12 protein-coding genes and 1 tRNA gene are annotated in these 13,635 nt (G+C 61.2%); 4 read left to right on the top strand and 9 right to left on the bottom strand.

The annotated features are described in order from the left end of the window. Positions 1-39: 39 nt before the first annotated feature. From B0E49_RS13235 to B0E49_RS13250, 4 genes are all read right to left on the bottom strand, one after another. Positions 40-975 carry a hypothetical protein gene (locus tag B0E49_RS13235; protein WP_144264559.1) on the bottom strand — a complete coding sequence of 312 codons (936 nt, stop codon included), beginning with the start codon at positions 973-975 and terminating at the stop codon, positions 40-42. A 176-nt stretch (positions 976-1,151) separates the two neighbouring features. Then, positions 1,152-2,387: an MFS transporter gene (locus B0E49_RS13240; RefSeq protein ID WP_286138001.1), complete on the bottom strand. Its 1,236-nt coding sequence runs from the start codon at positions 2,385-2,387 to the stop codon at positions 1,152-1,154. After that, on the bottom strand, positions 2,384-3,355 hold the full coding sequence (locus tag B0E49_RS13245) for a tripartite tricarboxylate transporter substrate binding protein (protein ID WP_168175055.1): 972 nt from the start codon (positions 3,353-3,355) through the stop codon (positions 2,384-2,386). Before B0E49_RS13245 ends, B0E49_RS13240 begins: the two co-directional genes overlap by 4 nt. A gap of 74 nt (positions 3,356-3,429) precedes the next feature. Beyond that, a complete protein-coding gene (locus B0E49_RS13250) occupies positions 3,430-4,836 on the bottom strand; it encodes an FAD-dependent oxidoreductase (RefSeq protein WP_077562672.1) in 1,407 nt (468 codons plus the stop codon). Between the two features lie 135 nt (positions 4,837-4,971). On the opposite strand from B0E49_RS13250, the gene B0E49_RS13255 reads away from it, so the two are divergent. From B0E49_RS13255 to B0E49_RS13265, 3 genes are all read left to right on the top strand, one after another. After that, entirely contained in the window at positions 4,972-5,769 is a 798-nt protein-coding gene (locus B0E49_RS13255) for an IclR family transcriptional regulator (protein WP_077562673.1), read from the top strand. Positions 5,770-5,886: 117 nt separating this feature from the next. Further along, complete coding sequence (locus B0E49_RS13260) at positions 5,887-6,078, top strand: tyrosine-type recombinase/integrase (protein ID WP_286138002.1); 192 nt, start codon at positions 5,887-5,889, stop codon at positions 6,076-6,078. A 32-nt stretch (positions 6,079-6,110) separates the two neighbouring features. Beyond that, positions 6,111-6,785 (top strand): DUF4145 domain-containing protein, encoded by a 675-nt coding sequence (locus tag B0E49_RS13265; protein ID WP_077562674.1) that lies wholly within the window; start codon positions 6,111-6,113, stop codon positions 6,783-6,785. A gap of 69 nt (positions 6,786-6,854) precedes the next feature. On the opposite strand, the gene B0E49_RS13270 is transcribed toward B0E49_RS13265, so the two are convergent. The 5 genes from B0E49_RS13270 to B0E49_RS13290 all read right to left on the bottom strand — a co-directional run bounded on the left by B0E49_RS13270 (position 6,855) and on the right by B0E49_RS13290 (position 12,793). Beyond that, positions 6,855-6,930, bottom strand: a tRNA-Thr gene (locus B0E49_RS13270). Between the two features lie 17 nt (positions 6,931-6,947). Further along, on the bottom strand, positions 6,948-7,955 hold the full coding sequence (locus tag B0E49_RS13275) for a class 1 fructose-bisphosphatase (RefSeq protein WP_077562675.1): 1,008 nt from the start codon (positions 7,953-7,955) through the stop codon (positions 6,948-6,950). A gap of 12 nt (positions 7,956-7,967) precedes the next feature. Beyond that, a complete protein-coding gene (gene pepN, locus B0E49_RS13280) occupies positions 7,968-10,652 on the bottom strand; it encodes an aminopeptidase N (RefSeq protein ID WP_077562676.1) in 2,685 nt (894 codons plus the stop codon). 57 nt (positions 10,653-10,709) lie between these two features. Next, a protein-coding gene (prfB, locus tag B0E49_RS13285) for a peptide chain release factor 2 (RefSeq protein WP_144264560.1) occupies positions 10,710-11,814 on the bottom strand; the annotation gives its coding sequence in 2 pieces (ribosomal slippage) (positions 10,710-11,732 and positions 11,734-11,814; 1,104 coding nt in all). Positions 11,815-11,851: 37 nt separating this feature from the next. Continuing rightward, the gene (locus B0E49_RS13290) at positions 11,852-12,793 is read right to left on the bottom strand and encodes an alpha/beta fold hydrolase (protein ID WP_077562677.1); all 942 of its coding nucleotides are present in this window, start codon (positions 12,791-12,793) and stop codon (positions 11,852-11,854) included. A gap of 25 nt (positions 12,794-12,818) precedes the next feature. Between B0E49_RS13290 and B0E49_RS13295 the strand changes: the two genes are divergently transcribed. Continuing rightward, positions 12,819-13,635 (top strand): AMP-binding protein (locus tag B0E49_RS13295; RefSeq protein WP_353647356.1); only part of this gene is annotated, 817 nt, incomplete at its 3' end.

A 13,635-nucleotide genomic window follows, 5' to 3' on the forward strand; every position in this document is an offset into this window, starting at 1 on the left:
CGGCCCTGAGTTAATCCTGAAGACACCCTGGCCGTTCCATCACGAGCGCGATGTTTCTTTGAATGTTTTCATTACATGCCAAGGCATAGCTTCAACCAAAAGAGTCAAAGAAGCGAGGCCAAATACCGCAAACCCAGCGAATCCATATAGAAGGAAGTAGGGGCTGTCGTAGCTTCCTGTGTAGTACAGGCTTAACAAATAGGCAGAGATGGGTGGGGCCACACAAATAAAAACAAACCCACAACGCAGCAAAAAGAATGTCGCGGCAACGAGCTTTGGACTATGGTACGCGGCCCAATTCGTTTTTCGTAATTCTGGAAACACTCCCACTGGATACATGTTGACACTGTGAGGGAACACTTGCCATATGTTCTTAGCGGAGTACGTTAAACGTGTTTCGCGGTATCGGGTCTGATAGATGCTGCCGAGCCACAGAACAAGTAGCGGTCCCAAAATCATCAGCAGCAATGCAGTCAGTTGTTCAAGCCCAATCTTGACGTTTGTACCCAGTACTCCAATCGTAATTTTCTCAGGTATTTCAATGCCGTAGAACTCTAGGGGGCCTTTGGTTAGCTCGTTCGCTTCGCTTTGTAATCGAGCCACGATTTCAGTCGGTGGCGCCGGGGGGCGCGATGCCAAGAGTTCCTTCACATGAGTGTCACACTGTTTCACTCCTATACCACTGGGCAATTGAAGGAGCGGAATCTCGTCCAATGCGATGCTGATTGAAAAGTCATAATTGATTCTCCACATCGGATCATTATTTCGAGGCTTTCCTTTTTCCCAATCGAGGTCAAGAGAATCAACCTTTTTGGCAAGAGTAAGGGATGCAGTCGCAAGGCAGCGAGCGCGTACTCTTTCTTGTTGACTGTTCAGCCCAATTGAGACGAAAAGCACTAGCGCTGCCACTATGGTGAGCGGAGCCGTTAGCAGCAAAAGGCGCTCATAGCGCCGTCCTAGAAAATCTGATGACATTACTTGCCCCCTTGTCGTTATTGGTGTTGATTGTCCGTGAACGGGCTTGTCTCTCACGGCGCCCCACAGGCAGGCTGAAGGTACTTTGCCAAGGGCACCGTAGTGACTAATAATTTCGTGTGGCCGGGTTTGCACGCGAGGCTGGATGAGTTTCCCGGGACCGTGACCTAATTTCCTTATCGCTCGGGCGCTTCGTTCCTGCGGACCGCGCCAATCTCCGCGGCGAACCACCACCCAATGATGGGCAACATAAAGGAGGAAACGATAAATACGGGAATCGCGGAACCAGCATCCACGATCACAGCGGCGCAAGCCACACCTATGGACTGACCCATGAAGAGTGATGAGGAAAACACGGTCACGGCGGTCCCTCGGGCTGCTGGCACCATTTGTGTCGCATGTGTCTGGAGGGTATTGTGTAGCATATAGAAACCGAGTCCGCCGGCGAAGCACGCCGGCAGTGCCCAGCCCCACGCCGGCAACGCGGCCAGCAACCCAAAATAGAAACACAGCAATGTACCGCCCATACGGGCGAGGCCGGTCTCGCCAATGCGGCGCAGAAGTACGCGGGCGAGCCGGCTGTACAGCAGGCCTCCCAGGCCGTAAAGAACGAGCACGCCGCCGGCCCAACTCATTGGCAGGCCAAACCGCCGGTGCAAATGCGCAGGAAGAAAGGCAAGCCCGCCGAAGACAAATACCCCTTCGAAAAAAGCAAAGCCGAGCACGCGGCGTGCCCACCGATCGACCAGAAGAGCGCGAATGGACCGATGGAAGGCCATCGACTGCGATAGCGCCTCAGGCGGGCTGTCAGTCTGCAGTTCCACGCCACCGCGGCGTAATTCGATACACATGAGGGTACTGGCGATTGCAAACAGCAGTGCAAGCAACCAGAACGCGCTGCGCCAGCCCAAAGTGTCGGCTAGCACGCCACCAAGCGACTGGCCGCCGATCAGACCGAGTGTGGTGGCGCCTATTAGCTGCGCCAGCACTTCCTGGCGGCGCTCGTACGGCACGGCGTCGCCTATCCAGGCCATGACAAGTGGCGTTACGCCCGCCGCGGCGGCGCCTGAGAGTGCGCGAAACGCTATCAGCCCGTTTAGCGACTGCGCCATCGCACAGATTGCGCTAACTATGGTGCAGGCTAACGTGGCGACCGCGACAACGGGGAACTTGCCAAAGCGATCGCCAAGAGGTCCATAAAGCAGCAGCGTCAAGCCGTAACTGATTGCGAAGGCCGAGACGGTCTGGCCAGCTTGGCCTGTAGTGGCGCCGAACTCCAGAGCCAGCGACGGTAACAGCGCGTCGCATATACGCAACGCAGCCATCGTTGCGAATGCCGCCAGGCCCAGCAACGGAAGTCGCCGCGTGACGGCGCGGGACATCGTGTTTGGTGTCTTGCCCTGGTTGTTCACTCCATGTGAATCTTGGCGCTGTCCACGACGACCTTCCAACGTTTCATCTCCGAGAGTTGAAATTTGCGGAACTCCGCTGGCGTGCTGCCGATCGGTGTCGCGCCCAAGTCCGTCATTCGCTTGCGCACCGCCGGCTGTTGAAGGATCGCAGCCACCTCTTTCTGAAGCGTTGCGACCACCGGGGCCGGAGTTTTCGCCGGAGCAAACAAACCATACCAAGCAGTTGCCGCATAACCTGGAACGCCCGCTTCGGCTACCGTGGGAACGTTGGGCAACGCCGGGCTGCGAGTCGTGTCGCCAATTGCCAAGGCACGCAACGTGCCATTCTGGATATGGCTCAATACCAACGGAAGATCGGCGAACATGATCGGAACCCGGCCGCTCAACAGATCCGTCAGCGCGCCGGCGCTCCCCTTGTACGGCACATGCAACATGCTCGTCTTCGTCATGTACTTGAATAGTTCCGCGGCTAAGTGCTGCGACGCTCCGATCCCGCCGGAGGCATAGCTGTAACGGTCTGGGTGTTTCTCAAGCAGCTTGATCAGCTCTTTCACGGAATTGGCTGGTAGCGAGGGGTGCACCACGAGTACCAGCGACACTGCCGCAACTTGCGTCACAGGCTCGAAGTCCTTTTCGGTGTCGTAGGGCATCTGCGGATAGATCAGGCTGTTGGTCGCGTGCGTCCCAATGGAGCCCATCACCAGCGTGCGCCCGTCGGGTGGTGACTTCGCGACAATATCAGCGCCGATGTTCCCACCAGCGCCGGGCTTGTTTTCAACGATGACCTGCTCGCCCATCTGCGTGGTCAAACCTTCTGCGACCATGCGTGCCATTACGTCAGTTGACCCGCCGGGCGCGAACGGAACTATGATTTTCATGGGTCTGCTTGAAACGGGCTGTGCCTGTGCGCCCCAGGTGAAAGTCATAGTTAACAGCGCCAACCCGAGCCACTTGAATAGAAGTTGCATGTTTGTTGCTCCTTTGCTTTGCGTCATCGATACCGGCCAGCAGTGGGGCGGGAGTGATCCCGCCTGACGTTCAATTAGTACACGCCGTCAATGACAGCACCGTTTTTCTTCAGCTGGTTCTGAAGATCACCCACTGACAGTTCGCGCACCTCGCCGTGCCCGCGGTCAGCGCACATCGCCGCGGCCGTGCCGGCGGCCTCGCCCATCGCCATACAGGGCCCCATGGTCCGCGCCGTGCCCATGCCTTCTCGCGTGGCAGAGAGGCAGCGGCCGGCGACCATTACGTTTTTCAGGCCGCGCGGCAGCAGGCAACCGAACGGGATGTCGTAGGAGCCACCATTGGCGATCGGGATGCGAATCTGCGTAGTGCCTGACTGATGGATGTCGACGTGTTGTGCTCCCTTGGCAATCGCGCTGTCTGGGAACTTGCGTCCGCTAACCACGTCTTCCTTTGTCAGAATATAGTCGCCCATGATGCGACGCGTCTCGCGTACGCCGACGCGCGGCGCGAGTCCTGCGAACGTCGCCTTCTCGAAGCCGGGTAATCGTTTCTGTAGAAATCCAGAGGTCTTCCACACCTGTTCCATCAGCGTGCCGACGGTAGCGCTCACCGCCGCCGTGTTGGTACCGTCTATGTTGCCACCCAAGCGTGTCGCGTTCACGCACACCTCGCGCCGCGCCTTTGACGTGGGCTGAATCATGATTAGCGCGGTCGGTGCGAGGTCGCCGCGGCGAATGGCGTCACCGAGGAAGGGGCCTTCGCTTTTGAAGAATAATGATGGCTCGCCCTGTTTGACAAGCAGATCTACGAGCTCCTTGTCACTGCGGTTGCCGCGGATGTACTCGCTCTCGCCGACGGCCAGAGACTCGACATTGTCTTGGGCAAAACGCAGTAGCGACGGCGTGTCCACGTTGCTCATGCGGAACATTAGCGATATGGGCTGCAGGTCGCCGCTAGCATCGCTCACTTCGTATGGTGCGCCCGCCAAGACGGCCAGGTCACCGTCGCCCGAGCAGTCGATGAAGTGATCAGCTGTCACTATCGTGCGGCCACTCTTGTTTACGACCACCAGTCCCGTAACTAAGCCGTCGCGCACAACCATGTCCTCAGCAAAAGTCTGCAACCAAGGCGTGACTCCATGTCGATCGAGCACGCGCATAACCGCGATCTTCATTATTTCCGGGTCCACGCATACGTAGCAAATCAGCCGATGGTCGTGAACAGGGCCGATAAACCCGCCCATGTTCCGGCACTCGGCGAATAGCTCGTCCGAAACGCCGCCAACCACATACTCACCGCGAGCGTTGAGCACGCCGTCCAGCGACATACCGCTGAGCAGTTCGCCGCCAAGCATCGTGCCGGAGTCGATGATCAAGGTCTTCCGCCCATTCTTCGCCGCCGCGGCTGCCGCAGCAATTCCTGAGGCGCCGCCGCCGAGGACCACCACGTCAAACCGAGCCTGATTGATTCTCTGTGCCATTTGAAACTTACCCCTTACTGAGTGAAGACGGTTAACGCGTCTGATGATGAAGTTTGTCCGAGGTATTCCACAATGTAGAGTGGCTCTTCAACGAACGAACGAATAAACTCTAAATCAACTAGTAAAATTCAGTCAATGGATATCCACATTATGGAAGTAAGTGAAAAAAAAGCCACTGCAGGTACGCAGAGCATTGACCGGGCTGTTGGACTGCTCAAGCACGTTGCCACTCATAACTCGGCGGGGCTGACGCTGGCGCAGGCTGCGCGAGAGAGCGGTCTGAAAGTGCCCACTGTGCATCGCATCCTTACCTCTCTCTGCGAGCACGGGCTCGCGATGCAAAAGGGACTAGCCAAGGAGTACTTTCTTGGCCAACTTGCCTATGAACTGGGGCTCGCCGCCAATTGCAACTTCAACCTGCGTGAACTGTGCGGCCCAGTACTAGGGCGGCTAAGCCGGGCGACGGCCGACACGGTGTTTCTGACGACGCGCAGCGGCTCGGACAGCGTGGTCATAGAGCGTAAGGAAGGCAGCTATCCAATCAAAGTACTAACGCAGATGGTGGGCGAGCGCCGCCCGCTGGGAAGCACCGTGGCCGGCGTCGCGCTGCTCGCTGCGCTGTCCGACGCGGAAACGGAAGATCTGATCAAGAAGAACCGAGAGCGTCTGAGCCGCTACGGCATGCTGTCAGAGAAGGTCCTGCGCCAAATGCTGGAGCGCGCACGCAAGCTCGGCTATGCGCTGAATGACGAGGACGTGATTCCCGAGGTCACAGGAATTGGCGTGGCGATCCCCACACGTCTGGGTACACCCTACGCAGCGCTGAGTGTCGTCGCTCTGAAGCATCGACTGACCGGCGTGAGGCGCGAGGAGGTCGCGGCGTTAATGAGTGCCGAAGCGCGGAAGTTGAGCGACACGCTGGCGGGGCAGTGAGCCCGATCAATGGTCGTGTTTAGTGCGCAACACGTCGGCGGCAGGGTGACCATTGCACGCACGTCTTAACCTATGAAGGCAAGCCGATCATGCAAGTCAATACCAAGGCACGGCGCAATGCACTTTTGTGGGCTGGCATCTAGGATTTCCGGGCATGATCTTCGTCATACGTTCGCGACGTGGCATCGTGAAGTCGAAACGCCTACGCATGAATTGCAGCGATTGGGCGGCTGGAAAACTCAATCCATGGTGGAAAGGTATGCTCACGTTGCGCCAGAGGGGTTGCTCGCGGCAGCTTCGGCTGGATAATCTTTTCTTGCAAATTTAGGGAGAAGTGCTGAATGAGTACACGTGTAAATGCGGTGAGCCATCTAGGGGAGAGCGTCCCCTTAATCTTGGCAAATCTACCAGACGTTTGTCCTCGCTGCCATCGAAGCATCCATGTCACTCCTCATCTTACTTCTTTCGATGTCAATAACCGGGTTCAATCAGTGTTTCGTTGTTCGTCCCAAAGCTGCGATGAATTGTTTTTGGCCAACTACACGCGCGATCCGGGGACTAATCAATATCGCTTGCAATCTACAGGTCCGGTTAAATTCGAAGCTTCTCAGTTTCCAGAGACTGTTGCCGAGATATCCCCGAACTTTGTTCAGATACATGACCAGGCCATCGGCGCTGAGACCCATGGGTTTGATCAGCTTGTTGGGGTCGGACTGAGAAAGGCGTTGGAGTTTTTGATCAAAGATTTTGTTATTCAGCAACACCCTAGCGAAAGCGAGCTTATAAAAAAGACTCAGCTAAGCTCATGCATTGAGAAGTACGTTTCTGACACAAACGTCAAAGATTGCGCTAAGAGGGCCGCGTGGCTCGGAAACGATGAAACCCATTACATCCGGAAATGGGAGGATCAGGATATTCAGGATCTGAAGTTGCTCGTGCGTCTTACGAGTAATTGGGTAGACAACGTGTTGTTGACTCAACGCTACGTGAAAAAAATGTCACCGCCTACGTCATAATCATCCAGCGGTTACGTACTGACTACGTGAAAAAGGGGATAGACCATGGAAGCCTACCCCCTTTTCATTTGGTGCCGGAGAGATGAATCGAACACCCGACCTTCTCATTACGAATGAGCTGCTCTACCAACTGAGCTACTCCGGCGTTTTTTTAGCCCTCGATTATAGCTTGAGGTGGTAGCTGGTGACGCGCTCCACCTCGTTCTTCGAGCCGAGCATCACACTGACGCGCTCGTGCAGCTTGGTGGGCGCGATGTCCAGGATGCGCTGGCGGCCGTTGGTGGCGGCGCCGCCGGCTTGCTCGATCAGCCAGCTCATGGGGTTGGCCTCGTACATCAGGCGCAGCTTGCCGGGCTTCTCGGGTTCGCGCTTGTCCCACGGGTACATAAAGACGCCGCCACGCGTCAGGATGCGGTGCACGTCGGCCACCATGCTGGCAATCCAGCGCATGTTGAAGTCCTTGCCGCGCGGGCCTTCCTTGCCGGCCAGGCACTCGTCGATGTAGCGCTTCACGGGCGCGTCCCAGTGCCGCATGTTGCTCATGTTGATGGCGAATTCCTGCGTGTCTTCGGGGATGCGCACGTTCTCCTGCGTGAGCACGAACGAGCCCTGCTCGCGGTCCAGCGTGAACATGGCCACGCCGTCGCCCACGGTCAGCACCAGCGTGGTTTGCGGTCCATAGACGCAGTAGCCGGCCGCCACCTGTTTGGCGCCGGCCTGCAGAAAGTCGGCTTCCGTCACGCCCGCCAGGCCCTCGGGTTTTTTGAGCACGCTGAAAATCGTGCCGATGCTCACGTTCACGTCGATGTTGCTGGAGCCGTCGAGCGGGTCGAACAGCAACAGGTACTCGCCCTGCGGGTAGCGGTTGGGCACCACGTAGATGCTGTCCATCTCTTCCGAGGCCATGGCCGCCAGGTGGCCGCCCCATTCATTCGCTTCGATCAGCACTTCGTTGGCAATGATGTCGAGTTTTTTCTGGACCTCGCCCTGTACATTCTCGGTGCCCGCCGTGCCAAGCACGCCGCCGAGCGCGCCCTTGTTGACGGCCTGGCTGATGCCCTTGCAGGCGCGCGCCACGACCTCGAGCAGCAGGCGCAGCTGCGAGGGGATGAGCCCGTCCACCCGTTGCTGTTCAACGAGGTAGCGGGTCAGGGAGATTTTGGAAGACATAAGAGGGTCCTTTCAATCGGCTAGCGCGCGACTTACTACTTCGCGCACGTCGTTGCTCAAATCGGGCTTGGCGGCGACACGCGCAATCGCCTCCCGGGCCGCGCTGCGGTAGGGTTCGGCCAGCTTTGTCCAGCGGTCCAGCGCGCGCGCCAGCCGTGCGGCCACCTGCGGGTTGAAGCCGTCGAGCTCCATCACGCGCTCGCTCCAGAACACATAGCCGGCCGCGTCCGTGCGGTGGAAGCCGCCCGGGTTGGCGCTGCAGTAGCTGAAGATCAGGCTGCGCGCGCGGTTCGGGTTGCGCAGGTTGAAGTCGGGGTGCTTCATGAGCTGGCGCACGGCCGGCAGCACGTTGCCGCCGCGATCCGGCGCGCCGGCCTGCAGCGCAAACCATTTGTCGAGCACCAGCGCGTCGTCCTTGAACAGGGCGTGGAAGCGGGGCAGCGCCTGCGCCGCCAGCGGGTGGCCGCTGGAGACCAGGGCGCTCAGCGCATTGAGGCGGTCGGTCATGTTGCCGGCATCCTTGAAGCGCTGGTAGGCCTTGCCGGGCCAGACCGTGTCACCGCTGGTCTGCGCCGCCAGGCACAGATTCGCCAGCGCCATGCCGGCCAGTGCACGTCGGCCCGACGAGACGGGATCGGGCCGGTAGGCGCCGGTGTCGCGGTGGGTGTCATAGGCCCACTGCCAGTCGTCGGCCAGCGCCTGAGCCAGTTGCGCGCGCATGGCCTCGCGCACCGCGTGAATGCGCTGCGGGTCCACCACGTCGAGCTGCTCGGCGATGTAGGTCTCGGACGGCAGGGTCAGCACCAGTTCCTTGAACGCGGCGTCAAGCAGGGGATGGCGCAGCACGCTGCGCATGGCTTCGATATAAGCATCATCCAGTGCCGTAGCCCCCGCCGGATAAGCGCTAGCAGCTATTGACTTGATAGCGCGGCGCAGCGCCAGCCGCTGCCCCGCCTCCCAGCGGTTGAACGGGTCGCCGTCATGCGCCAAGAGCGCGAGCAGCTGCGCGTCGCTGTAGTCGAACTCCAGCACCACCGGCGCCGTGAAGCCTCGCAGGATCGACGGTACGGGCTCGGCAGAGACGTTGATAAATGTCAACGTCTCTGCCGACTGTGTGATGACCAGCGTGCGCTGGCCGGCCACCGGGGCGGCTTCGCCGGCCAGTTGCAGCGGCAACTCCTGGCCGTCCTGGCCCAGCAGGCCCACGCCCATGGGAATGACGAACGGCTCCTTGGGCGGCTGGCCCGGCGTCGGCGGGCAGCTTTGCGAGACGGCCAGCGTGTAGGTGCGGGCCTGGGCGTCGTACGCGCCGCTGGCGTGCAGGCGCGGCGTGCCGGCCTGGCTGTACCAGCGCTTGAACTGGGGCAGCAGCGTGGCCAGTGCCGAGCCGGGGTTGGCGTCGGCGATGGCCTGCGCGAAGTCGTCGCAGGTTACGGCGTGGCCGTCGTGGCGCTCGAAGTACAGCGTCAGGCCCCTGGCAAAGCCGGCGCGGCCCACCAGGGTCTGCATCATGCGCACCACCTCGGCGCCTTTCTCGTAGACCGTGACGGTGTAGAAGTTGTTGATCTCGATGTAGCTGTCGGGCCGCACCGGGTGCGCCATCGGACCCGCGTCCTCGGGGAACTGCGCGGTGCGCAGCAGGCGCACGTCCTCGATGCGCTTGACGGCGCGCGCCGATGCCTCGCCGGCCAGGTCCTGGCTGAACTCCTGGTCGCGGAACACCGTCAGGCCTTCTTTCAGGCTGAGCTGGAACCAGTCGCGGCAGGTCACGCGGTCGCCCGTCCAGTTGTGGAAGTACTCGTGGCCAACCACCGACTCGATGTTCGAATAATCGGTGTCGGTTGCCGTGGCCTGGTTCGCCAGCACGTACTTGGTGTTGAAGATGTTCAGGCCCTTGTTTTCCATCGCGCCCATGTTGAAGTCGCTGGTGGCGACGATCATGAAGCGCTCCAGGTCCAGCGCCAGGCCAAAGCGCGCCTCGTCCCACGCCACGGCGTGCATCAGCGAATTCATCGCGTGCTCGGTCTTGTCGAGGTCGCCGGCTCGCACATAGACCTGCAGCAAATGCTCCTTGCCGGCGCGGGACAGGATGCGCTGCTCGCGTGCCACCAGCCGGCCCGCGACCAGCGCAAACAGGTAGCAGGGCTTGCGGTGCGGATCCACCCACTTGGCGAAATGCCGGCCGTCGTCGAGCGGGCCGTGCGCGACCAGGTTCCCGTTGGACAGCAGCACCGGGTACTTCGCCTTGTCGGCGCGCAAGGTCACGCCGTAGCTGGCCATCACATCGGGGCGGTCCAGGAAGTAGGTGATGCGGCGAAAGCCCTCGGCCTCGCACTGGGTGAAGAACGAGTCGTTGCTGACGTACAGGCCCATCAGGTGGGTGTTCCTGGTCGGGCAGCAGGTGGTGAAAATTTCCAGCTCGAAGGCATCGGGCAGGTTGTCCAGCACCAGTTGCGTGCCCTCGATCTTGAATGATGTGCCTTGCCCGTTCACCAGCACGCGCGCCAGATTCAGCTCGTCGCCGTCGAGTTTGAGCGGCTGCGCCGGCACCTCGGGGTTGCGGCGCAAGGTCATCTTGTTCAGCACACGCGTCTTGGCCGGGTCCAGGTCAAAACACAGATCGACGGTGTCGATCCAGTAGGCGGGTGCGCTGTAGTCGGCACGCTGGATGGCGGTGGCCTGTCCTTCACGATACATGGAGAGTTCCTAAAAAGTTCGGGTCAAATCGTTCGCAGTGAGGGCACGCGGTCGTCATTACACGCCCTGTTTCAATGAGGCTTCGATGAACACGTCCAGATCGCCGTCGAGCACCTTTTGCGTGGCCGAGACTTCGACGTTGGTGCGCAGGTCCTTGATGCGGCTGTTGTCCAGCACGTAGGAGCGGATCTGGTGGCCCCAGCCCACGTCGGTCTTGGTGTCTTCCAGCTTTTGCTGCGCTTCCTGCTGCTTGCGCAGCTCGAAGTCGTACAGGCGCGAGCGTAGCCGTTTCCAGGCGACGTCGCGGTTGCTGTGCTGGCTGCGGCCGTCCTGGCACTGCACCACGATGCCGGTGGGGATGTGCGTCAGACGCACGGCCGAGTCGGTCTTGTTGATGTGCTGGCCACCGGCGCCGCTGGCGCGGAAGGTGTCCACCCGCACGTCGGACGGGTTGATGTCGATTTCGATCGAGTCGTCCACTTCCGGGTACACGAACACGCTGGCAAAACTCGTGTGGCGCCCGCCCGACGAGTCGAATGGCGACTTGCGCACCAGCCGGTGTACGCCGGTCTCGGTGCGCAGCAGGCCGAACGCGTACTCGCCTTCGATCTTGATGGTGGCGCCCTTGATGCCGGCCGTGTCGCCGGGCGTCTCGTCCTCGATCTGGGTCTTGAAACCCTTGCGCTCAGCGTACTTCAGGTACTGGCGCAGCAGCATGCTGGCCCAGTCGCAGGCCTCGGTGCCGCCGGCGCCGGCCTGGATGTCCAGGAAGGCGTTCAGCGGGTCGGCCGGGTTGTTGAACATGCGGCGGAATTCGAGCTGCTCGATATCCAGCGCCAGCTTGGCGGTCTCTGCTGCGATGGTCTGCAGGCCGGCCTCGTCGCCTTCCTCCTTGCTCATCTCGAACAGCTCGGAGTTGTCGGCCAACTCGCGCGTGAGATTGGTGATGGTCAGCACCACCGAGTCGAGCGCCTTCTTTTCGCGGCCCAGTTCCTGGGCGCGCTTGGGGTCGTTCCAGACGGTGGGGTCTTCGAGCGAGGCGTTGACGGTTCTCAGGCGTTCGGATTTGGCATCGTAGTCAAAGATACCTCCGTAAATCCTCGGTCCGGGCGGATAGGTCAGTGAGTTGGGCGCCGATTTGGTTGATGCGTTCTGCTTCCATGGGGTATGTCCTGGTCGATGGCTAACCGGCTATTTTCTCACGCGACGAAGTTCTCGATCAATCGGGCCAGTTGCTCGGGCTGGTCGTGGTGCAGCATGTGGCCGGCGTCATGGATCACGCCGGTCGTCAGGTGCGGCACGGCCTTCAGGCGTTCGTGGAATTCGGCCAGCGTGAATTTGCCGCCCCACCACCCGCTCAGGGAGTCGTCGGAGGCTTCGATGGCCAGGGTCGGCGCCGTGATGGCCGCGTACAGCGCCAGCACTTCGTCCACCCGGTTGAGCTGGGCGTTGGGGATCTTGTGGGCCGCGTCGCCCAGGATTTCCCACTGCCCCTGCGCGTTCGGGGCGGCCCAGTGCTGCGCCAGCCAGTCGGCCTTGTCCTGACCCAGGCGCGGGTTGGTCTTCATGAGGCGACGCGCCACGCCGCCGGCCTCCGGGTAGGCCTTGAGCGCCATCTCGCCGCGGTGCAGGCGCTTGAGCTCGTCCATCCACTTGGCGTAGCGCGCGGGCGTCTGCGAAGGCTGGGTGGCGGGCACGCCAAAGCCTTCCAGGTTGATCAGGCGGCGGATGCGCTCGGGCCGCACGCCCGCGTAGTGCATCACCACATTGCCGCCCAGGCTGTGGCCGACCAGATCGACGGCTTGATCCGGCGCGTAGTGGTCCAGCAAAAAATCGAGGTCGGCCAGGTAGTCGGGAAACCAGTAGTTGTCGGGGGCAGCGGTGCCGTTTTGCCCGTCCGGCGATTGCCAGCGCGTCAGGCCAAAACCGCGCCAGTCGGGCGCGATGATGCAGCGGCCCTGCGCAAACGCTTCGGAAAACGCATCCACCACGAACTGGTAGGACGCCGCCACGTCCATCCAGCCGTGCACCAGCACCAGCGGCGCCACGCCGGGCGTGGGCTCGCCCCACAGGCGCACGTGGTAGCTCAGGTTGCGAATGGGGACAAACTCGCTGCGGGAAATTCTTTTGACTTGGTACATTCGGGCCATCATAAGGAGATACACCGTGAGCGTCAGTCAACACAGGGACAAACGGCCCCGCCAACCACGGCACAAGCCCGGCTCGGGCTTGGGCGGCGCGGACCACTACGAGGCCATGCACCGGCAGTTCCGCTGGCAGGTGCCGCAGCACTTCAACATCGCCCAGGTCTGCTGCGCGCGCTGGGCGGCACTCGATCAGGGCAAGCCCGACGCTACAAGAAGAGTAGCTATCCGTGCAGAAGGGACGGGGGCTGCAGCCACTTTTCATACATATTTTGAGCTGCAGCAGGCGGCCAACCGCCTGTCCAACGTGCTGGCCGCACTGGGCGTGGTGCGCGGCGACCGCGTCGCCATCGTGATGCCGCAGCGCTTCGAGACGGCGGTGGCCTACATGGCGGTGTTGCAGCTCGGCGCGGTGGCGATGCCGCTGTCCATGCTGTTCGGCCCCGAGGCGCTCGAATACCGCCTGCACGACAGCGAGGCCGTGGCCGCGATTTGCGACGCCGGCGCGAGCGCCGCGCTCGCCTCGGTGCGCGCCAGCTGCCCGCTGCTGCGCACCATCGTCGGTGTCGGGGAGGGCGCCGTGGCGGCCGACGTGGACTATGCCAGCGCGCTGGCGCAGCAGCCCGCCGAATTTGTGCCCGTGGCCACACTGGCTGATGACCCCGCCGTGCTGATCTACACCAGCGGCACCACCGGCCAGCCCAAGGGCGCGCTGATCGCGCATCGCGGCCTGATCGGCAACCTCAGCGGCTTTGTCTGCAGCCAGAACTGGTTTGGCTTTAACCCGGATAGCGGCCGGGGAGCTCCCTCCCCCGTGCGGGGGAGGGCTGGGGTGGGGG

The sequence above is a fragment of the Polaromonas sp. C04 genome (assembly GCF_002002705.1).
Taxonomy (GTDB): Bacteria; Pseudomonadota; Gammaproteobacteria; order Burkholderiales; family Burkholderiaceae_C; genus Rhodoferax_A.